Below are 22627 nucleotides of genomic sequence, written 5' to 3'. Positions count from 1 at the left end.
TCTAGTTCCTTAACCCTCAAGGGTTGTGCATTTTTACGAGAGAAAGAGCCAGTCAAATCAGGCAATCTTGAATCGGGAAACAGACTGACGCAGCTCTTCAGCCATGTGGGAGAGCTCTCGCACCTGCTGCGCAGTGGTGCGGGTTCCCTCACCGGTTTGCTCGGTCACTGCAAAAATGTGCTGAATGTTTTCCGCCACGCCGTTGGCCATGTTGGCTTCACGTGATGTGGAGTTGGAAATCTGCTCGATCAGCTCGGCCAGTCGGCGCGACACGCTGTCGATTTCAGACAGTGCAGTACCGGCAGAGTCGGACAGACGAGCCCCTTCCACCACGCCCTGGGTAGAGCGCTCCATGGCGGCCACCGCATCCTGGGTGTCGGTCTGAATGGCCTTCACCAGCGCGGCAATCTGTCGCGTGGCGTCTGCGGAACGTTCGGCAAGGCGCTGCACTTCTTCCGCCACCACCGAGAAGCCGCGACCTGCTTCACCTGCAGACGCAGCCTGAATGGCGGCGTTCAATGCGAGCACGTTGGTCTGCTCGGTAATGTCCGAAATCAGTTCGGTAATTTCACCGATCTCCTGGGACGACTCACCGAGACGCTTGATTCGCTTGGAGGTATCCTGAATCTGATCGCGGATGGAGTTCATGCCGCCGATGGCGTTCTGCACCGCCTTGAGACCCGAGTCCGCAGCCTGCAGCGATTGACGGGCCACCTGGGCCGATTCCTGCGCCTGAGCCGAGACATTGTTGATACGGCCGGCCATGTCCAGAATCGACTTGCCGGTTTCGCGAATTTCATGCAGCTGCTCGTTCGATGCAGCCAGCAGCTCGGTCGAGGTGACGTCCACCTGCTCGGTGGTCTGGGCCACGCGGGTCACGGTGTTCTGCACCGATCCCACCAGAGCGCGCAGCTCTTCCACCGTGTAGTTCACCGAGTCGGCAATCGCGCCCGTGATGTCCTCGGTCACGGTGGCTTCCTGCGTCAGATCGCCCTCGGCCACCGATTGCAACTCGTTCATCAAACGCAAAATAGCCGCCTGGTTGGCGTCGTTGATGCGCTTGGCTTCCTGCTCCTGCAAACGGGCATCGACCTGGTGACGCTCGGCTTCCTGCTGGCGCGCCCGGCTGTCCAGCAGTTGCACGCGCGAGATGCCGATACCGCTCAGAACCGCGGTCAAAATGGCGATGGCCAGCAGCGCCAGCTGCAGCATGCTGGCCCCCCCCAGCCCCTGCAGCGCCGTCTGCAGCTGCTCCAGCTGCTGACGCAGCGGTTCGCTGTCATTGTTGATGCTGGTCTGCGCTTCCCGGGCCGACACCAGCCCTTGCAGATTGCCCAGAATGGCACTGGCCTGGGTACGCGTATCGTCGTACTGCTTGATCAGCGTCTCGAGCTGTTCGCGCACCTGAGGATCACGTGCAGCCGACAGCCGCATTTCAGCGCTGCCGTTGAGCAGACCTTCGGAGATTTCCTTGAAGGAATTCAAGTCCTTGCCCAGCAGGAAAACGGCCTCGGGACTCACGCCCTCCAGGGTCTGGAATTCGTTGGCAGACTTGGCAATACGCTGAGTCAACATCACCAGCTGACCAGCAGCAGAGATCTCGGCTGCGCCAGCGCCTTGCTGCAGCTTCAGCGAAGAAATGGTTTCCGCGGTTTCCAGCAGATCGGAGGACTGACGGTTGATGGTGCGCAGCGCGTCGCCCACTTGAGTCAGAGTCTTTTGCTGTCCGAGAATCAGCCCGGCGCTCTTTTCCGCTCGCTCCATCAGGGTGCTGATGGAGCTGAGCTCGTCCTGCAAACCACCACCCAGCGCGTTCACGCCCAGATCGGAATCGCCGGCAGCCAGCGCTCGCACGTTGCGCGCCAAAACACCGGCGCTGTCCTTGACGTCGGCAAACGCAGGAGCGGCTCCCGTCATGGCAATGGAGACCGACTTGGCCAGACGTTGCGACTGCATCAATGCCTGGCCGGTCGCCGCCAGTTGCTGGTTGGAGTTGCCTGCTTCGCGCAGCATCCATGCCGACAGCACCACCAGCACCAACACCGAGCCACCCAGCAAGGTAAACAAGGTGCGCTGATGCTTGGCAGTCGTGGCCGTACCAAGAATAGGCAGGCTCACCAGTTCGTCCGCGCGACTGGCCTCCTCGACGCCGAAGACGGAAGGTGCCCCCTGCACGCTATTGAGCGATCCGTCGTACATATCCTGTACGACCGTGTCTCCCATCATGCCGCTATCACCACTGACGGCAGCCGCGATGGGCTTGCGTCGGAACAACTGATTTATTTTCTGTGCAAAGGACATAGCGCTGTATCCAGGAACCTCAAGCACGAATGCTCAAAAATTTGGCGGTTTGAGACAGGGACTGCAATTTCAGCTCCTGCCAGCGGCGGCCGCTCGCATCGATATGGACGGCTCCGAAGAAACTCGGGGAACGCTCAGGCGCAGGCTCGGCCTTGGAAAACGCGTCTGCGGCACGCAGGCCCAGCAGACGATCGGCCAGCAGGGCCGCGTTGACCTCCAAGGCAGGGTTGAAGGCCAGCAGGCTGCAGTCCATCAGTTCCTGCTCATTGCGGACACTTCCATGCCCCAGCAATTGAGCCAGGTCCACCACCCCCATCAAAGCACCGCGCAGATTGGCGATGCCCAGAAACCAGGCCTGTGTGTATGGGACGGGCTGAACGCCGGTCCAGGGAAAGATTTCTCCTGCCTGATTCAGCGGCAGCAAATAATCCCGCCCGCCAGCCTGCACTGCCAGCCAGGCAGCAACGCTGACGCCTTCGCTGCGTGCTGCCTGCAGGCGCCCGGCCAGACGGGATTGAAGATCTCGGAGGGCTTCACGGTTCGCCATAAGCAGCGCGGCTCGTTATAGCGCTGCGATCTTGGCTTGGAGCTCGGCGGCATCCACGGGCTTGGTGATATAGCCACGTGCACCCTGACGCATGCCCCAGACCCGGTCGGTTTCCTGATTCTTGCTGGTGCACATGATGATGGGCACATCGGCATACAGGGGATCGCGAGAAATGGCGCGGGTCAGCTGAAAGCCGTTCTGTCCAGGCATGACCACATCCATCAGGATCAGGTCGGGTTTGTCTTCGGCCAGGCGCTTCATGGCTTCCTCGCCATTTTCCGCGGTACGCACCTGCATGCCCTGCTTTTGCAAAATATCGCTCAGAGCCATCAGCTCCGTCTTGGAATCGTCAACGACCAGAACTTTTTGAATTGTCATCATGCAGCTCCCACATCTGCAGCTTGCAGCGCGAATTGTTGTACGGCTTGCAGCAATTGATCTTTGGTAAACGGTTTGGTCAGATAGTCCTGGCAGCCCACCATGCGACCGCGAGCCTTGTCGAATACACCGTCCTTGGATGACAGCATCACGACGGGCGTATTGGCAAAGCGAGCATTGCGCTTGATGATGGCGCAGGTCTGATAGCCATCGAGTTTGGGCATCAGAATGTCGCAGAAGATGAGCTGGGGCTGGTAGTCATTGACCTTGGACAGGGCATCGAAGCCATCGTCGGCAAGAAGAACTTCGTGACCACCTTGCTTGAGGAAAATTTCAGCGCTGCGGCGGATGGTATTGCTGTCATCCACGACCAGAACGCGCAAAGGCGCACCAGATGCTGTCACGGTGAAATTCCTCCCAATTCGGTCGTTGATGGAGTGAGCGACTCTTGCACTCAGATTTCCACCATTTCAAAATCTTCTTTGCGTGCACCGCATTCCGGGCATGTCCAGTTCATGGGCACATCTTCCCAGCGGGTGTTTGGAGCAATTCCATGTTCGGGGCAGCCTTGGGCTTCGTCATAAAGCCAGCCACAGGTCAAACACATCCAGGTTTTAGGGTCAGTCACAGCTTAAAGGGGCTTCACATAGAATGCAACGATTGTATCTAGTCACAACCCCGGCTCCCACCCTTGCATTCCCGGGTGCAAACTGGGGTGCGCCATGGCATTGAACCCCATCTCCTCCACTCCCCCTCGCCGCACCCGCCAGGAAGAAGCGACAGAATCAGCACCCGTCTGCGTGCTGTCTTTCAACAGCAGTGACCCCAGCGGAGCCAGCGGGCTCTCGGCCGACATCGCCACCATCTCCTCCATCGGCGGTCACGCACTGCCCGTGGCCTGCGGCGCCTACGCCAGAGACACGGCTCGCATCTACGAGCACTTTGCACTCGACGATGACGCGGTGACCGAGCAGGCGCGCATGGTGCTGGAGGACATTGCCGTCACCGCCATCAAGGTCGGCTTTGTAGGCAGCCCTGCCAACCTGGCCGCCATTGCCACTATCTCATCGGACTACCCCGACATTCCCATCATCAGCTACATGCCGGACCTGTCCTGGTGGGAGGACGACAAGCAGGATCAGTACCTCGACGCGTTCAAGGAGCTTGTCCTGCCTCAAACCTCGGTGTTGGTTGGAAACCACAACACGCTGTGGCGCTGGTTGCTGCCTGAATGGGAAAACAGCCGTGCGCCCACGGCGCGGGACATTGCCATGGCCGCCGAGGCACTGGAAGTGCCTTATGTGCTGGTGACCGGCATCCCCCTGCCCGACCAGTTCGTGGACAACGTGCTGACCACCGCCCAGTCCGTATTGGGCAACAGCAAGTACGAGATGTTTGACGCCACGTTCACAGGTGCCGGTGATACGCTGTCCGCTGCGATTACGGCCCTGCTGGCCACCGGCAACGATCTGGGCGCCGCGACGCTGGAGGCACTGGAATACCTGGACCACAGCCTGGATGCAGGTTTTCGCCCCGGCATGGGCCACTATCTGCCCGATCGCCTGTTTTGGGCCCAGCCCACCGAGGACGAGGAGTCCGAAGACGAGCAGGCCGAAGATGCCACCAATGACGAACCCGACTCCAAGCCGATTGAAGGCTTTGTGATTCCCTCTCATGACACAAAACACTGATCTGAATACTGCATTGTTCGAGCGCGCCAAGGGCGTGATCCCCGGCGGCGTGAACTCGCCGGTGCGCGCTTTCGCCGCCGTGGGCGGCACACCCCGCTTCGTGAAACGTGCGCAAGGCGCTTATTTCTGGGACCAGAACGATCAGCAGTTCACCGACTACATCGGCAGCTGGGGCCCCATGATCCTGGGCCACGGCCACCCCGAAGTGGTCGAGGCCGTGCAGGCCGCCGTGCTCGAAGGCTTCAGCTTCGGCGCCCCCACCGAACGTGAAGTGGTGCTGGCCGAGAAGATCCGCGCCCTCATGCCCAGCATGGACATGGTGCGTCTGGTCAGCTCCGGCACCGAAGCCGGCATGAGCGCGCTGCGCCTGGCGCGCGGCTACACGGGCCGCAACAAGATCATCAAGTTCAACGGCTGCTACCACGGCCATGCGGATGCCCTGCTGGTCAAGGCCGGCTCGGGCCTGGCCACCTTCGGCGCCTCTTCCTCGGCAGGCGTGCCTGCCGATGTGGCCAAGGACACCATCGTGCTGGAGTACAACGACGTTACTCAGCTCGAAGAGGCCTTTGCCAAGATGGGCAGCGACATTGCCTGCGTAATCATGGAGCCGATTGCCGGCAATATGAACTTTGTGCGCGCCTCGGTGGACTTCACCCGTCGCATCTCCGAGCTGACCCGCGAGCATGGCGCGCTGCTGATCTATGACGAAGTCATGACGGGCTTCCGCGTCGCCCTGGGCAGCGCACAAAGCCTGTATGCCAAGGAAATCGAAGGCTTTGCGCCCGACATCACCGTGATGGGCAAGGTCATCGGCGGCGGCATGCCCATGGCTGCCTTCGGTGCCCGCCGCGAGATCATGGAAAAGCTCTCGCCGCTGGGCCCCGTCTACCAGGCCGGCACGCTGTCGGGCAACCCGATTGCCACGGCCTGCGGTCTGAAGACGCTGGAGCTGATCAGCCGCCCCGGCTTCCACGCCGAGCTGCACCTCAAGACCGGCCACCTGATGCAGGGCCTGAAGGCCGAAGCCAATGCCGCCGGCATTCCCTTCAGCGTGGACTGGCAAGGCGGACTGTTCGGCTTCTATTTCCTGCCCGAGCTGCCCACGCACTACGCCCAGGTCATGAAGACCGACGGCAAGGTCTTCAACAAGTTCTACCACGGCATGCTGGAGCGCGGTCATTACTTTGCCCCGGCGCTGTATGAAGCAGGCTTTGTCAGCGCGGCGCACAGCGACGAAGATATCGACCGCACCATCGAAGCGGCCCGCGAAGTGTTCAAGACACTGTAAATCCCTGCCCGTCCAACAGGCCCTGCAGACCATGTCTGCAGGGCTTTTTCATTGGTAGCGGCGGACTGCGCCTGCACCGGCTTCAGCCGCAGCGGCTCGGCGTTTCACAGCCACGTCATGGACGCTTGCCACGCTCGCGTTTTTGTCAGCAATGAAAGCACCATGACCGACGAATCCAGCAAGCCGACGCTGCACAACCTGCTCAAAGACACTGCCGCCGAAGCCAGTGACCTGAACCGCCGCCGCTTTGTGCGCCAGATGGCCTGGAGCGCCGGCGCTATGACCGTGCTGCCGCTCGCGGCCTGCGGCGGCGGCGATGGCAGCCAGACAGAGGCCAAGCCGGCCGCCCCCGAAGTCCGCTTCGTCCATGGCCTGGCCAGCGGCGATCCGCTGTCCGACCGCGTGATGCTCTGGACCCGCGTCACCCCGCCCGCCGGCCACCAGGCAGACATTCCCGTGCAATGGGAGCTGGCCAGCGACGCGGCGTTCGCCTCCATCGTGGCGCGTGGCGAGAGCAGCGCCACCGCCGCCAGGGACTTCACGGTCAAGATCGATGCAGCCGGCCTCAAGCCAGCCACGGCCTACCACTTCCGTTTCCGCGCCCATGGCGTGACTTCGGCGGCAGCACGCACGCGCACCTTGCCCACCGGCTCGGTGGCCCAGGTCAGACTGGCTGTCTTCTCCTGCGCCAACTACCCGGCCGGCTACTTCAATGTATACGCCGATGCCGCCAGGCGCAGCGACCTGGACGCCACGGTGCACCTGGGCGACTACATCTATGAATACGCGCGCGGCGGCTATGCCTCGACCCAGGCCGAGGCCATGGGCCGCCTGGTCAATCCTGCCGGAGAAATTCTCTCGCTGGCCGACTACCGCGAGCGCCATGCCCAGTACAAGAGCGATGCCGACCTGCAGGCCCTGCATGCCGCCGCGCCCATGATTGCCATCTGGGACGACCACGAATTTGCCAACGACACCTGGAGTGCGGGAGCCGAGAATCACCAGCCCGGCGAGGGCGACTTCGCCATGCGCAAGGCCGCCGCCATGCAGGCCTACCACGAGTGGATGCCCACGCGCACCGCGAGCGCCGAGCGGATCTACCGCAGCTTCGACTTTGGCGATCTGGTCTCGCTGCACATGCTGGACACCCGCGTGATAGGCCGCGACAAGCAGCTGGACTATGCGGATTTCATGACCTCTGACGGCATCGACTCGGCGGGCTTCGCCACGGCCATGGCCAACCCGGCGCGCCAGCTGCTGGGGCAGACCCAGACACAGTGGCTGCAGCAGCAGATGGCGGCCTCCCGTGCCACCTGGCAGGTACTGGGCCAGCAGGTGCTGATGGGACGCATGAACATTCCCGCGCCCATACTCATGGAGACCATTCAAGCCGGTGCAGGCGTATCGGTCTCGCAGTACGCAGCGCTGGTTGCCAAGGCGCAGACCGCGCCGGCCACACTCACGCCTCAGGAGCAGGCCATCCTGGCCCAGCCCTCGATTCCCTACAACCTGGACGCCTGGGACGGATACCAGGCCGCGCGCGAGACCGTTCTGGGCTCCGCGCGTCAGCTCGGCAAGAAGCTGGTGGTGCTGGCCGGCGACACGCACAACGCCTGGGCCAGCGAGCTGCAGGACATGAACGGCAAGGCCGTGGGCGTGGAGTTTGCGACCTCCTCGGTCAGCTCGCCGGGCTTCGAGGAATACCTGCCGGGCGAAGACCCCGCCACGCTGGCCGCTGCGCTGCAGCAGCTCATCAAGCCGCTCAAATACTGCGACACCTCGCGCCGCGGCTATATGCTGGTGACGGCCACGGCAGATGCCTGCCGCGCCGACTGGATATATGTGAACACCATCAGCAACCGCCAGTTCACCGCCAGCACCGAAGCCTCCATGAAAGTTCTGGCCAGCGCGCCGGGGCTGCTGGTCAAGGCCTGACCCCTAGGCCGGCAAGGCGGAACAAGCCCGCCCTCAGGGCCGCTGAAAAGCGGCTCTGGCGCGTTCCACTTCAGCTCTGGTGATGCAGCCCGGTGCATGGTCGTTGACCATGCCCATGGCCTGCATCAGCGCATACATGGTGGTCGGCCCGACAAACTTCCAGCCGCGCTTCTTGAGCTCCTTGGACAGTGTTTGCGACTCCGGCGTCTGGGCCTGAATGGTCGTGCCTGTCGATGGCACAGCAGGCTGATAGCGCCAGAAGAACGCGGCCAGAGAGCCTTCGGCCTGGACCATTTCGATGGCCCGCTGGGCGTTGTTGATCACGGCTTCGATCTTGCCGCGGTGGCGCACGATACCCGCGTCCTGCAACAGGCGCTGCACATCGGCCTCGCCGAACTGCGCCACGCGATGAAAATCGAAACCCGCAAAGGCCGCGCGAAAGTTCTCGCGCTTGTTGAGAATGGTCAGCCAGCTCAGGCCGGACTGAAAGCCTTCCAGACAGAGTTTCTCGAACAGGCGCTGATCGCTGCCCACCGGAAATCCCCATTCGCGGTCGTGATAGTGCACATAGCCCGGCGTGGCCAGACACCAGCGGCAGCGCTGCTGGCCGTCTTCGGCGGACTGGGTGGGGGAGCGGGTCGGCGTGGTCTCGGTGGGTTCGGTACTCATGCCCAGCACTCTAACCAATGCAAAAGCCCTGCAGAGCGTTCCCTCCAGGGCTTTTTTTTTGATAGCTTCTTGCGCTTGATATCAAATGATTTCAGATATTAAACATATTGAAATCAATGAATATCAAGCGCTAACAGCTCACTTTTTATGTGCCTGGGCCAGGCGTGAATGGCGCATGCCATAGGCCATGTAGATCACCGCACCAAGCGCCATCCAGCCCACAAAGCGCAACCAGGTCAGCGTGGTCAGATTCAGCATCAGATAAAAGCACAGCAGGGCCGAGAGCACTGGCAGCACAGGCACAAAAGGCACGCGGTAGCCGGCTCCGGCGTCGGGACGCTTTTTGCGCAGCACCAGCACGCCGATGCTGACCAGCACAAAGGCCGACAGCGTGCCGATGTTGATCATCTCCTCCAGCAGCTCCACCTTGGTAAAGCCTGCCAGCAGCGCCACGATCACGCCCACAGCCAGTTGCAGGCGAACCGGCGTCTTGCGCCTGGCCGATGTCACACCCCAGCTGCGCGGCAGCAGGCCGTCGCGGCACAAGGCCAGCAAGACGCGCGAGCTGCCCATCAGCAGCACCATGACCACGGTGGTCATGCCGATCAGCACGCCGACCGAGATGACCTGCGCCGCCCAGCCGGCGCCCACGGCAATGAATGCAGTGGCCAGCGACGGGTTCTCGGCCCTGGCCAGTGCCGTATAGGGCACCATGCCGGTCAGCGCCAGCGTGACCAGGATGTAGAGTACCGTCACCAGCACCAGCCCGCCGAGAATGCCGCGTGGCAGCGTGCGCTGCGGGTCCTTGACCTCTTCGGCCGAGGTTGCCACCACATCAAAGCCCAGGAAGGCGAAGAACACCAGCGATGCGCCCGAGATCACACCCAGCCAGCCATACTGGCTGGGCTCGGCACCGAACAAACAGGCCAGCATGGGCTGCCCCCACAGGTCACCGCTCACGCCATGAGCCACCACGGGCGGCTGTGCACTGGGTACAAAAGGCCTGAAGTTGTCGGTGTTCATATAGGTGAAGCCGACGACGATCACAAACACGGTGATCGCCAGCTTGATGACGGTGAACAGGTTGTTGACCTTGGCCGAGACCTGGGTGCCTGCAATCAGCAGGGCCGTGAACACGGCCACGATGAAGAACGGCCCCCAGTTCAGCGAGAAGCCGCCGACCTCGACACTCTGCGCGATCTCCAGCCCTGCCGTGGAGAACACGGCCGACAGATAGATACCCCAGTACTTGGCCAGCACGGCAGCGGCCGAGATCATCTCCAGCAGCAGATTCCAGCCAATGATCCAGGCCAGGCCCTCGCCCAGCGTCAGATAGGTATAGGTATAGGCGCTGCCCGTGACGGGCACGGTGGAGGCGAACTCCGCATAGCACATGATGGCCAGCGCGCAGGTCGCGGCCGCCAGAATGAAGGAAAAGATCACGGCCGGCCCGGCAAAGCTGCCGGCTGCGCGAGCCCCCACCGAGAAGATCCCCGCGCCCACGGCCACGGCCAGGCCCAGAATCATCAGATCGAAAACACCCAGCGTGCGCTGGAGCTGCCGGCCCGGCTCGTCGGAATCGGCCAGCGCCTGTTCAATGGTTTTGGTTTTCAGCCACTGCATGCATATCCCCGGGCTTTGAGAACGTAAACACGTTCTTAGCCACGCTTTTGGCGCGGCGCTTTCGGCCCGGTCCTTTTTGTCAAAAAGGCATCCTAGGGATTTCACCAATGATGCGCAGATTCCCTGCAGCATCACCAGTCCATCTGCATGTTTTGTGCAGGCCCGGCTGCACACCCATCTCAAAACAGACTAGTCAGGCCCGCGCTTCACGAAGCCTGCATCGCGCACAAAAATCGCGCTGCAGTCCTGCATGCAAGCGAGCACTGACGCAGGATTCAAAAAAGGCCCGAGGCAGAGCAATCCTGCCCGGCTCAGATGCGCGGAGGCTGCGGCGGCACATCGGCCGGGCGAATCAGCAGGCAGAGCACTGGCACCAGCAGCAGCGCAGTGACCACATCCAGCACATGGTGCTGATGCACCAGCATGGTTGAGGCACATATTGCCGCGCTCCATAGCGCAATCAGCAGACACAGCCCCCAGCGACCACGCTGCCATTGCGCCTGGCAGATGGCCAGACAGGTCAGCGCCGTGTAGACGATGTGCAGCGAGGGCAGCAGGTTGTGCGGCTTGTCCACCAAGAACATGGTCGCAAAAATGCTGCGATAGGGCTCGAATTCGGGAATCGCGCGCTCGAAGGCCAAATTTGCCGGAAACAGCACGAAGATCAGACCGCAGATCAGCGTACCCAACACCTGGCGCTTGCCCAGCGCCGCCGTGCCGGGCTGCCCCACCAGCCAGAACGGCAGGGCCAGAAACGGGAAAAACGAGAAATAGACAAAGATGAATTCCGGCACCAGCGGAATCATGGCGTCCCAGCGCGTGATGAAGTCATAGCGCTGGTCGCGCAGGCTGGCCAGCCAGTTGGCCGTGGGATAGATCGCGTAGGTGGCGATGTTCACCCATATGGCCCAGAAGACAAAGCCACGCTGGCGGGCCGGGGCATGCACAGGCCCGTGCAGGGCTTGATCGGCTTGGCTCAGCACAGGAGTGGGCGCGGGTTTTCTCATGTGACGATTATGAAAGCAAGGCCTGCCACCCTGCGCAGGCTGCAAAGCAAAAAAGGCTGCCAGCGCAAAGCGCTGGCAGCCTTGGAATTCACGCTGGATCTCAGCAACCGTGCTTATCGAGCCGCAGCCGATGGCGCCTGAGCCGACAGCACCCAACGGGCCATCTGCAGAGAATCGGCCTCGCTGATTTGCGGGTGACGCGGCATGATCACATTGCCCCAGACACCCACGCTGCCGCTGCGAATCTTGTCTGCCAGATAGCTCTGGGCATCGGCTTGCGAGCCGTACTTCTGTGCGATCTCCGTAAATCCCGGGCCCACAAATTTGCGGTCCAGACCATGGCAGCGCATGCAATCTGCGCCCTCCACCAGCTTTCGGGCCGCCGCCAGCTCGGGCTTGGCAGCCACCAGCGCATCCGCCGCCTTCTCGGCCGTGCTGACCCGCATGATGCGCCAGCCGATATTGGCCACGCCCAGGGCCGACGCCAGCATGACCAGCCCGATCAGCCAGCCAATCCAGCGCGGCCTGGGCGGATAGTTTTCTTCGTCGTCGATGGGATCTGTCATACCAAGCACCAGATTCAAAAAAGAATGGCCAGCAAATGCCGGCCACAGAGCACAAAGCACAAAACTGGCGCGCCCTAAAACCAGAGACACCAAGGAAGCGCCGTCGCGCACCGAGGGTGTCGTCCCCCTCCCGCAAAGCGAGAGAGGGGGAAGGCGCGATAGCGCCTCAGGGGGAGCAATTAGTGCCTGAAATGGCGCACGCCGGTGAAGACCATGGCCACGCCACGCTCGTTGGCAGCATCAATCACTTCCTGATCGCGCATGGAGCCGCCAGGCTGGGCCACGCAGGTGGCACCGGCATCGACCACCACGTCCAGACCGTCGCGGAAGGGGAAGAAGGCGTCCGACGCCACGACGGTGTTCTGCAGCGACAGCTTGGCGGCTTCGGCCTTGATGGAGGCGATGCGGGCCGAATCCAGGCGCGACATCTGGCCGGCACCCACGCCCATGGTCATGCCGTTCTTGCAGAAGACGATGGCATTGGACTTGACGAACTTGGCCACATTCCAGGCGAACAGCAGGTCCTGAAGCTCTTCGGGCGTAGGCTGCTTGACGGTCACAACCTTGAGGTCGGCCAGCTTGAGTTCGTGGTTGTCGGAGGTCTGCAGCAGCAGGCCCGAGCCGATGCGCTTGGACTCGATGGCGTTGCGGCCGTTGTCCCAGTCGGTTGCGCCGCCGGCGGGCAGAGCGATCTTCATCAGGCGCACATTGACCTTGGCCTTGAAGATTTCCAGGGCTTCGGCGCTGAACTCGGGAGCCATCAGCACTTCGACGAACTGCTTGGACACGGCTTCGGCAGCGGCCTTGTCCACAGCGCGGTTGAAGGCGATGATGCCGCCGAAGGCGCTGGTGGGGTCGGTCTGGAAGGCCTTGGAATAGGCTTCGAAGGCATTCGCGCCCACGGCCACACCGCAGGGGTTGGCATGCTTGACGATCACGCAGGCAGGGGTGTCAAAGCTCTTGACGCACTCCCAGGCCGCATCGGCGTCGGCGATATTGTTGTAGCTCAGCTCCTTGCCCTGCAGCTGCACGCCCGTGGCCAGCGAGCCGGGAGCGGGGTACAGATCGCGGTACCAGGCGGCTTGCTGGTGGCTGTTTTCACCGTAGCGCAGATCCTGCACCTTGATGAAATGGCCGTTGGACTGGCCGCCGAACAGGGCACGCTCGGGCACATATTCTTCGCTGAGCTTTTCGTCTTCGAACTTGACGCTAGACAGGTAGTCGCTGATCGCTCCGTCGTACTGGGCAATGCGGTTGAAGGCCGCCACGGACAACGCAAAACGCAGCTTGTCGGACAGCTTGCCGTTCGCCTTGAGTTCGGCCAGCACGGCTTCGTACTGGTCGGCGGCGGTCAGAACGCCCACATCCTTCCAGTTCTTGGCGGCGGAGCGCACCATGGCGGGGCCGCCGATGTCGATGTTCTCGATGGCGTCGGCCAGCGTGCAGCCGGCCTTGGCCACGGTGGCTTCAAAGGGGTACAGATTGACCACCAGCAGGTCGATGGTCTCGATGCCATGTTCCTTCAAAGCAGCCATGTGCTCGGGCAGTTCGCGGCGAGCCAGCAGACCACCGTGCACCATGGGGTGCAGGGTCTTGACGCGGCCGTCCAGCATCTCGGGGAACTTGGTGACCTCGGCGACTTCGGTCACGGGCAGGCCCACGCCTGCCAGCAGCTTGGCGGTGCCACCGGTGGACAGCAGTTGCACGCCAAGAGCGTGCAGGGCTTGCGCAAATTCGACGATACCGGTCTTGTCAGAGACGGAGATCAGAGCTTTCATGGGCGTCAATTCAAAGTTTGGATAAAAACAAGCTGCAAGTGCAGATGTATCAAGCGCTTGCAGCTATGGATTCGGTAGCTTCGTCGTTCAGAGCAACTCGTGATCGACCAGCTTTTTGCGCAGGGTGTTGCGATTCAGGCCCAGCCATTCGGCGGCGCGCGACTGGTTGTTGTCGGCCTGGCCCATCACCACCTCCAGCAACGGTTTTTCGACAAGACGAATCACCATGTCATAGACATTGGCCGGTGTTTCGCCCTCGAGATCGCGGAAATAGCCCTCCAGGCTATCGCGGACGACTTGTTCTAAATTCTGATTGCTCATGCAGCCATTTCTGCCGGTTCGTCCAGCTCGCTGCCTGGTTCAGCAGCGGCCGTGGCCGCCGGGATCCGCTCCATCTGCTGCCCCAAGGCATCCAGATAGTCGGCCACGGCCTGCCATTGCACCGCACAGTCCTCAATAGTGTTGATGTGTTTTCTGAACTCTTCCCCGCCCGGCAGAGCTCGCAGATACCACGCAATATGCTTGCGGGCGCTGCGCACGCCGACTCCCTCGCCATACAGGCTGTAGTGATCTTGCAAATGTTCGAGCAGCAGACGACGCAGTTCGGCCACCAGAGGAGGAGCCAGATGCTCGCCGGTGGCCAGAAAGTGCGCGATCTCGCGAAAGATCCACGGCCTGCCCTGGGCTGCACGGCCGACCATGATGGCGTCCGCCCCCGTATAGGCCAGCACATCGCGGGCCTTTTCGGGACTGTTGACATCGCCATTGGCCACCACGGGCACTTTGACGGCCTGCTTGACGGCCGCAATCGTGTCGTACTCGGCAAAGCCCTTGTAGCCCTGCTCGCGCGTGCGGCCATGCACGGTCAGCATCTGGATGCCGACATCTTCAAACTGGCGCGCCAGCAGAACTGCGTTCTTGTGCGTATCGCACCAGCCTGTGCGCATCTTCAGGGTGACGGGCACGTTGTAGGGACGTGCGGCCTCCACCACGGCCTGGGCAATTTCCACGGCCAGCGGCTCGTTCTGCATCAGGGCGGAACCCGCCCATTTGTTGCAGACCTTCTTGGCCGGACAGCCCATGTTGATATCGATGATCTGCGCGCCGCGCTCGATGTTGTAGATGGCAGCCTCGGCCATCATGGGCGCTTCGGTGCCGGCAATCTGGACCGAGATCGGCCCAGGCTCGCCTTCATGGTTGGCACGGCGACTGGTCTTGAGACTGTTCCACAAATCCTTGCGGCTGGTCACCATCTCGCTGACCGCGTAACCGGCCCCCAGTGCCTTGCACAGCTGACGAAACGGCCGGTCCGTCACACCCGCCATGGGAGCGACAAACAGACGATTTGCCAATGGAATATGACCAATGTGCAGGGCGGGCATGGAGAGAATTTGGTTTCTGCGGCAGGCAATGTCTGGCACAGACCGGGCGCTGGAAAAGAGGGGGCAATTATACCTGCTCAAATTTTCAGCAAAACCAAACTCCATGCATCACCCTGCGAGGCGAGTCACTATCGGGCAATGCAGCACCGGCGTCTCAGTTTTTACGCACCGGCATGTCAAAGTACTGCTCGGGATAAGGCTCCCTGACCAGCGTGTAATGCCACCACTCCTCTGGCAGGTTCTTCCATCCGTTGCGCTGCATCAGGCTGCGCAGCCAGCGGCGGTTGTGCTGCACATCCGGCGATTGCTGGGCATTGTCGGTATGCGACTGCTCGTCAAATAGATCGAAGGGCGTTCCCATGTCCACTTCGATACCGTCGGCCAGCGGGCCACGCACCAGCTTTCTGGCGCGCTTGGCATCCACTACCAGCAGCGTCATGTCCACGGTGCTGGCACGGCTGTGACCCGATTTCTCGGCGATGTAGCCACGCTTGAAGAGCTCGCTCTTGGGCACGCGCGGGTAATACATGTCCTTGTTTTTCTGATCGGCCATATCGCGACCCCAGCGCACAAAGTCGTCGACGGCCGCCTGGGGTCGGTAACAGTCATAGACCTTCAGAGCCAGCCCCTGTCCAGCCAGTTCCTCTTGAACAGCTGCCAGAGATTGGGCAGCCACGCGGCTGAGCCAGCAAACCCCGGCTTCATAGCCAACCACGGGGCGGCCCATGAAGTTGTGCTTGGAGACATAGCGCATGTCCTGCTTGATGCCGGGCGCCAGCGTCGCCAGCGGCACCAGATCGGCAGTCACGGTGACCGCTGGTCTGGCATCAGACGGCGCGATGGTCTTTATGTTCGGTGCGCAACCAGCTATCAAAAGCAAAGCGACTGCCAGGGCTGCTGCCTGACTCGATCGCATCATTTTTTTTAGAGGGCTGAAAGCCATTCCTACTCCCATTGATCTGGCGTTACCGGATAACACCTGTGTACGCATTTGGATAAGAAACCATATATCAACAGCCTGCAACTATGGCCGATGACTGAGAAATGACAGGATGCAAAGTTCAGGGAATTGAGCGACCCGCCTAAACTAGCCGCCCTATGGAAGCGTGGATACATCAGTTGCTGCAATGGCTGGCCCTGCCGGAGCTGGGCCTTAGCACCGTGTTTGTCGTGGCCCTGGTCTCGGCCACCCTGCTGCCGCTGGGCTCTGAGCCCGTGGTGGCCGCACTGGTCTCAGCCAACCCCGATCTGTTCTGGCCCGCCATTGTGGTCGCCACGGCGGGCAACACGCTGGGTGGGGCCATCAGCTGGTGGATGGGACTGGCCGCCAACCAGGCCTGGAACAAGGCCAAAAAGCTGCGCCGACATGGAGAGCCGCCGCCCCAGAACATGCACCACAAGTCACGCTGGAACCGCATCGCCCGTTACTGGCTGCGCAAATACGGCGCCAAGGCCTGCCTGCTGAGCTGGCTGCCCGTCGTCGGCGACCCGCTATGCGCGGTCGCCGGCTGGGTGCGCCTGCCTTTCTGGCCCTGCGTCGCCTATATGGCAGTTGGAAAATTCCTGCGCTATACCTTGATGACGGCAGGCCTGCACCAGATCATTCAGCGCTTTGTTTAGATCCATCTCAAGGCAGAAACGAGGGCGTCAGCAGACGCAATCCCAGCGAAAACCAGCGCTGATTGCCTTCGCCAATGCGGTTGCCGTATGTGGCATCAATCTGCACCCTGTCCGGCACGACCCAGTAACGCATGCCCACCTGCACCAAAGGCTTGCCCGAGCCCTGTCCATAAGTCTCGGCAATCAGCCAGGTGCGCTCCCGCAACTGGGTCTCGCTGCCCAAGCCCCAGGTCAGATGATTGCTGCGCGTACCCTGCTCGCGCAGCCAGCCCAAATTGGTGTGCAACACCACTTTGTCATCAGCCAGCGACCAGCTGACGGGCACATAGGCATACATATCGTGACCGCCACCCGCATCGCGACGCGGGTCGCGCGACATGCCTGCAGCCAGCCCCCAACCCCAGCCATTGGTCTCCAGCGTCTTGAACAGTGTCTTGCCCTGAAGCATCTGTGCGCTGCCACGCGTGCTGCCGCTTTCACGGCTCAAAGCCCCTCCCATGGTCAATTCCAGGTTGCCGGTGAAATTGCAGGCCGGCTGCGCCCAGAACTCGGTATGTCCTTTGGGGCTTTTGACCCAGCTCTCAAGCTGGCAGGCTTTGGCATCGACGATGCGCGCATCATCAGTATTCATAGGGCGGGCCGCGTAGGCCGCCGTGGCCAGAGTTGCAACCGCTACCGGCAGCAGCTTGTATAAAAACATGAGTTCCCTCCCTGCTATGTGCTTTATTCAGAGGCGTGGCTCTGCGGCAATCAACCGCTTGGCAGAAGATTAGCGCAGCACTGTGACACAGCTTGGGCAGCCCGACAATCCAAGTGTTTTTCTGACTTAGTCCTTGTACGACAAGTACATGAAGCTATTGATTGATGAGCAACAAAAATAGCCCGCAGCATTCGCGCGCATTCCGATGACCGTTTCCGCGGTCTACTCCACCGGCAGCCCCCTAAGACAGACATGCGGGCTCAATCCACCTTCAGACCAAGACTCCGGGTCACCACGGCATAGCGGTCCATGTCTGCAAGAATCTGTGCCCCGAATTGAGCTGGGGACTGCTGCACCAGCGTATAGCCCTGCTTCTGCAGAGACTCCTGCATCTGGGGATCGGCCTGAATCTGCACCAACACTGCGTGCAACTTTTTCACAATCGGCTCCGGCGTGGCTGCCGGCGCCAGCACTCCATGCCACTGCTCCACGGCAAAAGCCTTGACGCCTTGCTCCGCCACCGTGGGCACATCGGGCAGTTGAGCCACACGCTCCGGCGCAGTGACGGCAATGGCACGCACCCGCCCCGAGCCCATCAAAGCGACGGCACTGCTGGCCGTCACCACACCCAGCGGGACCTGATCGGCAGCCACTGCGGTAATGGCAGGACCGCAGCCCTTGAACGGAATATGCTGCAACCGCACGTGCGCTGCCTGCCCCAGCATCTCACCCGCCATATGCTGGGGCGTGCCATTGCCGCAACTGGCAAAGGCCAGAGGTCGCTCCTCCGATGCCTGCGCCAATGCATCCGCAAGGCTATGAATGCTGCTGTGCTCCGGCACCACAAGCACTGAAGCAATAGTGCCGGCATTGAAAACCGCCTTGAAGTCCTGGCGTGGATCAAAGTCCAGCTGCTGATACACACCGGGGTTGATGGCAAACGAGCTGTTGGCCATGAGCAGCGTGGCGCCGTCGGGTGCTGCCTCGGCCACTGCGCTCGCGCCGATATTGCCGCTGGCGCCGGGCCGGTTCTCCACCACCACGGACTGGCCCAAACGCTGCTGCATGGCTGCGCCCAGACGGCGCGCCAACAGGTCCGTGCCACCGCCTGGCGGAAAGGTCACAACGATGGTGATGGGCTTTTCAAAACGGACTACCGCCGTGCCCGCACGGGCATGCCAAATCCCCGCAGCCGTCACCGCCAGCGCTGCAGCAACCAGTACTGCCCAGCTGCGGCGCCACTTCAGCATGGCCTTCATCAATGCCCCCCTAAAACAAGGGGCCGCAAGCAAGCGCCGCTGCGAAGCGAGGCTGCCCCTCTCCCATGGAGGGAAGCGGCAAAGCCGCTCAGGAGGTAGGCCATCAAGCGTCCAGACCTATATCGAGCACGCGCGCACTGTGCGTGAGCCAGCCCACGGCAATCTGATCCACGCCCGTGGCGGCCACGGCTGCTGCGGTTTCGGGGGTAATACGCCCCGAGGCTTCGGTGATGGCCCGGCCCTTGCACATACCGACCGCAGTGCGCAAATCATCCAGGCCCATATTGTCCAGCAGCACTACATCCACGCCCAGTTGCAGCGCAACATCCAGCTGGGCCAGCGTATCCACTTCCAGCTCGATCTTGACCATATGTCCCACGCCGGCACGAGCACGCCCCACAGCCGTGGCGACATCGCCGGCCAGTGCAATATGGTTGTCCTTGATGAGTACGGCGTCGTCCAGGCCAAAACGGTGGTTGCTGCCGCCACCGACACGCACGGCGTACTTCTGCAAGGCTCGCAGGCCCGGCATGGTCTTGCGCGTACAGGTCACTCGGGTGCCGAAGGGCTTGATGGCCTCGGCAATCGAATGCGTGGCGCTGGCCACGCCGCTGAGATGGCAAAGGTAGTTGAGCGCCGTACGCTCGGCCGTGAGAATGGCTCGGCTTTTGCCACGAATGCAGGCGATCTCCATGCCTGGCTGCAGCAGCGTGCCGTCTGCGCAGCGGACGTCAAACTCCATGCGAGCATCCATCAGCACAAAGGCCAGACGTGCCAGATCAAGGCCGGCCAAGATGCCATCCTGCCTGGCCACCAGACGCAACTCACCCATCGCATCGGCAGGAACAATGGTGTCGGTGGTCAAGTCTGCGGCGCGTCCCAGATCTTCCAGCAAGGCCATGCGTACCAGCGGCTCCAGCATTACATCGGGCAGGGGTGGGACGGACAAGGCTGCAACTTTATTAATGCTCATTTTGAGTATTTTTAGTTCAATAAAAAACGCAAAGACTTCCAGATCGCTTTCAGGCCTTACGCAAACGGACTTATGCTAATTCTGAGCATTATTTAAGTCAAGCCGCTCCCGCAGTTAAAACAGTCCTCCATCTCAAGAGTGGTTCAGGGGCTAATGACTTCTTGCCAGCGGCAGCTTGTTGCCAGCAATGGCGCGCTCCAGCATTACATTGCGTCGGAAGCGGAACAGCTTGGCCGGGCGGCCCGCACCTACGGCCGTCATCTGGCCTGTTTCCTCAACCAGCGCCTGCTGCTCGATCAGGCGCCGGAAGTTCTGCTTGTGCAAGCCGCGCCCCGCCAACGCCTCCACCGTCTGTTGCAACTGCAGCAGCGAGAATTCCTCGGGCATCAGCTCAAACACCACGGGCCGATATTTGATCTTGGCGCGCAAACGGGCCATGCCGGTAGCCAGAATGCGGCGGTGATCATTACTCATGGCGGCACCGGGCAGCAATTCGGCCGCGCGTGCCTCATCATCCTCGCCCCAGGCTTCGGGCACCACACCTGCCTCAAACAGCAGCTCGTAGCGCTGCAGAACCAGCTCCTCGTTCCATTCGTACTCATCCAGGCCAAAAGTCATTGAAGCTCTTTGCCAGCGTGCGCTTCTAGCTACACTATCTGAAGCAGCTTCGCTCCAGGCATGCAGCGCTGGCGCAATGCGCTCGGCAATCACGCCGGGCATCCCGTCGCGCCAGTCCTCCCAGGGAAAGTAGCGGTACCAGTCCTGCCAGCCCGGCTGTGCGGCACCGACCTCATCCAGTTCCTGAGTCAGCGCCAGATAGCTGATGGAGATGACATGCATGCCCAGCTGCTGCGAGCGCTCCCGGTCTGCGAAGGTGTAGAGCTGCTCCACAAAGCCCAGAGGATGGTGGGTTTGCTTCTCCACCCAGGCACGCAAGCTGGCCTGCAGCGAGCGGTGGTTGCTGGTAAAAGGCCCGGCAGGCAAGGCTTGCCCGGACCCGGTGGTCAGGATACGGGGCTGGCCACCCGTGACGGCAACCAGCACTGCCACCAGATCGGCCTGCACGGAATGCAGTTCGGAATTGTTCAAACCACTCAAAAGCTATGAAGACGAGGACAGGGAGGAAGAGCAAATTCTAAGGTGAGGCAGCCCCTGTCCACGGCTTATCCGGACTCTTCCCCGAAAAGGTCAAGGAATCGCCCTGCGAGAGCAACTCGGGCGCTTGCACCAAAGGCATGTTCATCGACCCCGTGGCGATGGCCACCTGATTGCGCCCCCTATGCTTGGCCCTGTAGAGCGCCGCATCTGCGCGCTTGAGCAGATCGTCCTCGGTTTCGCCCGGCTCCCAGAGCCCGACCCCTAGAGAAATGGTGAAACGCCCGACCTCGGGATCAGCGCATTCCGCCACGGCACAACGGATGCGCTCTGCCAGGCCCGCGGCCACACTGAGGCTGGCATCCGAGAGGACGATCAGGAACTCCTCTCCGCCCCAGCGCACTGCATGGTCATAGCGACGAACCTTGCCGGAAAGCACATGTGCCACCATCTTGAGCACGCGATCTCCGGCGACATGACCAAAGCGGTCGTTGACCTGCTTGAAAAGATCGATATCGCCCAATATCACGCCATAAGGTCGCAGCTGGTTCTGAGCCTGGAGCTGGTTGCGCTTGAGCTCGGTCTCGCCTGCATGGCGGTTGAGCAAGCCCGTCAGCTTGTCGCGGTTTGCGCGCTCGCGCAACTCCATCTCTCGCTGCACCATGCGACTGATGTCCTTGGATGCCCCTACATAGTGGCTGATCTGCCCTGACTCGTCGCGCAGAGCTGCAATGCTCTGCTCGGCGTAGTACACGCCGCCGCTTTTGTGACGGTTGATGAAGGTGGCGCGAAAATTGTGGCCAAGACTCAATGCTTCCTGCAACTGGGCATAGAACTCCGGCTCATGCAGGCCCGAGCGCAGCATCTCGGTGGGTTGGCCCAGCAGTTCCGCCGCGCTATAGCCCGTGAGAGCTTCAAAAGCCTGGTTGACAAAGACGATGGTGGAGTCGCGATCCGTGATCAAGATGCCGTCATTGGCCGCATTCAATGCCCTGGCGAGCAGCGCGCGCTCCTGCTCGGCCCGCACACGCTCCGAAATATCGCGCTGCACCGCCACAAAATGCCGAATGACGCCCTTCTCATCACGCACGGGGGAAATATTCCACTCCACGTGGTAGGTGCTGCCGTCCTTGCGGTAGTTCACCACACTGCCCTGAAATGGCAGGCCTTGCTCCAGAGACTCATGCAAACGCAGCAACACCAGTTGATCCGTCAGCGGCCCCTGCAACATGCGCGGCGAGCGGCCCAGAAGCTCTGCTTCGGTGTATCCGGTCATCTCGCACATGGCTGCATTGCAGTACTCGATGACAGCCCCCTCTCCATCTGATCTGGCATCGGTAATCATCACTGCGCAAAAGGACTGAGCCATGGCGATCTCCAGCAACTGGCCGGTGATCGTTCGCTTTGCGATGGCATTGGCACGAATCATGTTTGAACCTCGAGCGCGCTTGCAGTCGTGAAGGCTCATTATTCGTTACTTTGCGTCACTTGCGTATACCAAAAACACAGCATCTCAGCTTGTCCACGCCGAGCTGCCCTCAGCGGTGCAGCCACCAGGTCATAAACCGGAAATTTCCGGGCTTTTCCAGCGGGCTGAGCTGCCCGCGCCCGTCCCCCGCACATCACCCATGGTCAGGGACATCAGTAGCTCAAACTGCAATCAGATGGCAGCTGTCAGCCTCGGGCCGACCGCAATGGGTACACGGGGCTGTCCCTTACCAGCCGGTATTGCATTGCCGAAGCCACCGAGCGGCGAAACCGGAAAGGGCAGCCGCCTCAGTGGCGTGCCGCAGCCATTTCCATGATTCCTAAAAG

At 61.4% G+C, this 22627-nt stretch carries 22 protein-coding genes; 4 read left to right on the top strand and 18 right to left on the bottom strand.

The window, feature by feature from the left end; genetic code table 11:
- Window positions 1-57 precede the first annotated feature (57 nt).
- From AAIL67_RS15610 to AAIL67_RS15590, 5 genes are read right to left on the bottom strand one after another with little or no spacing between them, the layout of a single operon-like run.
- Window positions 58-2301, bottom strand: coding sequence for a methyl-accepting chemotaxis protein (locus tag AAIL67_RS15610; RefSeq protein WP_034353939.1), 2244 nt, complete (start codon window positions 2299-2301; stop codon window positions 58-60).
- A 19-nt stretch (window positions 2302-2320) separates the two neighbouring features.
- A complete protein-coding gene (locus AAIL67_RS15605) occupies window positions 2321-2848 on the bottom strand; it encodes a chemotaxis protein CheW (protein WP_003071161.1) in 528 nt (175 codons plus the stop codon).
- 15 nt (window positions 2849-2863) lie between these two features.
- Complete coding sequence (locus tag AAIL67_RS15600) at window positions 2864-3226, bottom strand: response regulator (protein ID WP_003071159.1); 363 nt, start codon at window positions 3224-3226, stop codon at window positions 2864-2866.
- A complete protein-coding gene (locus tag AAIL67_RS15595; RefSeq protein WP_003071158.1) occupies window positions 3226-3630 on the bottom strand; it encodes a response regulator in 405 nt (134 codons plus the stop codon). Before AAIL67_RS15595 ends, AAIL67_RS15600 begins: the two co-directional genes overlap by 1 nt.
- 50 nt (window positions 3631-3680) lie before the next feature.
- Window positions 3681-3833: a rubredoxin gene (locus AAIL67_RS15590; RefSeq protein WP_034399566.1), complete on the bottom strand. Its 153-nt coding sequence runs from the start codon at window positions 3831-3833 to the stop codon at window positions 3681-3683.
- A gap of 115 nt (window positions 3834-3948) precedes the next feature.
- Here AAIL67_RS15590 and AAIL67_RS15585 point away from each other — a divergent pair, with 115 nt between their 5' ends.
- The 3 genes from AAIL67_RS15585 to AAIL67_RS15575 all read left to right on the top strand — a co-directional run bounded on the left by AAIL67_RS15585 (window position 3949) and on the right by AAIL67_RS15575 (window position 8140).
- On the top strand, window positions 3949-4917 hold the full coding sequence (locus AAIL67_RS15585) for a bifunctional hydroxymethylpyrimidine kinase/phosphomethylpyrimidine kinase (RefSeq protein WP_063664758.1): 969 nt from the start codon (window positions 3949-3951) through the stop codon (window positions 4915-4917).
- The gene (hemL, locus tag AAIL67_RS15580) at window positions 4901-6205 is read left to right on the top strand and encodes a glutamate-1-semialdehyde 2,1-aminomutase (protein ID WP_063664761.1); all 1305 of its coding nucleotides are present in this window, start codon (window positions 4901-4903) and stop codon (window positions 6203-6205) included. Before AAIL67_RS15585 ends, hemL begins: the two co-directional genes overlap by 17 nt.
- A 162-nt stretch (window positions 6206-6367) precedes the next feature.
- Window positions 6368-8140, top strand: coding sequence for an alkaline phosphatase D family protein (locus AAIL67_RS15575; protein ID WP_224648851.1), 1773 nt, complete (start codon window positions 6368-6370; stop codon window positions 8138-8140).
- Between the two features lie 33 nt (window positions 8141-8173).
- Here the strand turns inward: AAIL67_RS15575 and AAIL67_RS15570 are convergent, their stop codons facing one another.
- The 8 genes from AAIL67_RS15570 to AAIL67_RS15535 all read right to left on the bottom strand — a co-directional run bounded on the left by AAIL67_RS15570 (window position 8174) and on the right by AAIL67_RS15535 (window position 15973).
- Window positions 8174-8809 carry a DNA-3-methyladenine glycosylase I gene (locus AAIL67_RS15570; protein ID WP_034354014.1) on the bottom strand — a complete coding sequence of 212 codons (636 nt, stop codon included), beginning with the start codon at window positions 8807-8809 and terminating at the stop codon, window positions 8174-8176.
- A 138-nt stretch (window positions 8810-8947) separates the two neighbouring features.
- Window positions 8948-10432 carry an amino acid permease gene (locus tag AAIL67_RS15565; protein ID WP_343484343.1) on the bottom strand — a complete coding sequence of 495 codons (1485 nt, stop codon included), beginning with the start codon at window positions 10430-10432 and terminating at the stop codon, window positions 8948-8950.
- A 311-nt stretch (window positions 10433-10743) separates the two neighbouring features.
- Window positions 10744-11439 (bottom strand): hypothetical protein, encoded by a 696-nt coding sequence (locus tag AAIL67_RS15560; protein WP_034396527.1) that lies wholly within the window; start codon window positions 11437-11439, stop codon window positions 10744-10746.
- Between the two features lie 113 nt (window positions 11440-11552).
- Window positions 11553-12005 (bottom strand): c-type cytochrome, encoded by a 453-nt coding sequence (locus AAIL67_RS15555; RefSeq protein ID WP_034353951.1) that lies wholly within the window; start codon window positions 12003-12005, stop codon window positions 11553-11555.
- A gap of 179 nt (window positions 12006-12184) precedes the next feature.
- Window positions 12185-13783, bottom strand: a complete 1599-nt coding sequence (gene purH, locus AAIL67_RS15550; RefSeq protein WP_034353954.1) for a bifunctional phosphoribosylaminoimidazolecarboxamide formyltransferase/IMP cyclohydrolase — start codon at window positions 13781-13783, stop codon at window positions 12185-12187.
- A gap of 87 nt (window positions 13784-13870) precedes the next feature.
- A complete protein-coding gene (locus AAIL67_RS15545; protein ID WP_003071135.1) occupies window positions 13871-14104 on the bottom strand; it encodes a Fis family transcriptional regulator in 234 nt (77 codons plus the stop codon).
- Entirely contained in the window at window positions 14101-15165 is a 1065-nt protein-coding gene (gene dusB, locus AAIL67_RS15540) for a tRNA dihydrouridine synthase DusB (RefSeq protein ID WP_343484342.1), read from the bottom strand. The genes AAIL67_RS15545 and dusB overlap by 4 nt, the downstream gene beginning before the upstream one ends.
- Window positions 15166-15319: 154 nt before the next feature.
- Entirely contained in the window at window positions 15320-15973 is a 654-nt protein-coding gene (locus AAIL67_RS15535) for a M15 family metallopeptidase (RefSeq protein ID WP_343484341.1), read from the bottom strand.
- A gap of 290 nt (window positions 15974-16263) precedes the next feature.
- Between AAIL67_RS15535 and AAIL67_RS15530 the strand changes: the two genes are divergently transcribed.
- On the top strand, window positions 16264-16785 hold the full coding sequence (locus AAIL67_RS15530; protein ID WP_045838644.1) for a YqaA family protein: 522 nt from the start codon (window positions 16264-16266) through the stop codon (window positions 16783-16785).
- Window positions 16786-16792: 7 nt separating this feature from the next.
- Here AAIL67_RS15530 and AAIL67_RS15525 read toward each other — a convergent pair whose 3' ends face one another.
- The 5 genes from AAIL67_RS15525 to AAIL67_RS15505 form a co-directional block, all read right to left on the bottom strand.
- On the bottom strand, window positions 16793-17485 hold the full coding sequence (locus AAIL67_RS15525; protein ID WP_343484340.1) for a hypothetical protein: 693 nt from the start codon (window positions 17483-17485) through the stop codon (window positions 16793-16795).
- A gap of 260 nt (window positions 17486-17745) precedes the next feature.
- Complete coding sequence (locus AAIL67_RS15520) at window positions 17746-18735, bottom strand: tripartite tricarboxylate transporter substrate binding protein (RefSeq protein WP_343484339.1); 990 nt, start codon at window positions 18733-18735, stop codon at window positions 17746-17748.
- Window positions 18736-18847: 112 nt separating this feature from the next.
- On the bottom strand, window positions 18848-19717 hold the full coding sequence (nadC, locus tag AAIL67_RS15515; RefSeq protein ID WP_343484338.1) for a carboxylating nicotinate-nucleotide diphosphorylase: 870 nt from the start codon (window positions 19715-19717) through the stop codon (window positions 18848-18850).
- A 150-nt stretch (window positions 19718-19867) separates the two neighbouring features.
- Window positions 19868-20806, bottom strand: coding sequence for a hypothetical protein (locus AAIL67_RS15510; RefSeq protein ID WP_343484337.1), 939 nt, complete (start codon window positions 20804-20806; stop codon window positions 19868-19870).
- A 46-nt stretch (window positions 20807-20852) separates the two neighbouring features.
- Complete coding sequence (locus AAIL67_RS15505) at window positions 20853-22241, bottom strand: diguanylate cyclase (RefSeq protein WP_034396484.1); 1389 nt, start codon at window positions 22239-22241, stop codon at window positions 20853-20855.
- Window positions 22242-22627 lie beyond the last annotated feature (386 nt).

It is taken from the genome of Comamonas sp. A7-5 (assembly GCF_039581385.1).
Lineage (GTDB): Bacteria > Pseudomonadota > Gammaproteobacteria > Burkholderiales > Burkholderiaceae_C > Comamonas > Comamonas thiooxydans.
This window is presented reverse-complemented; position numbering and strand designations above follow the sequence as displayed.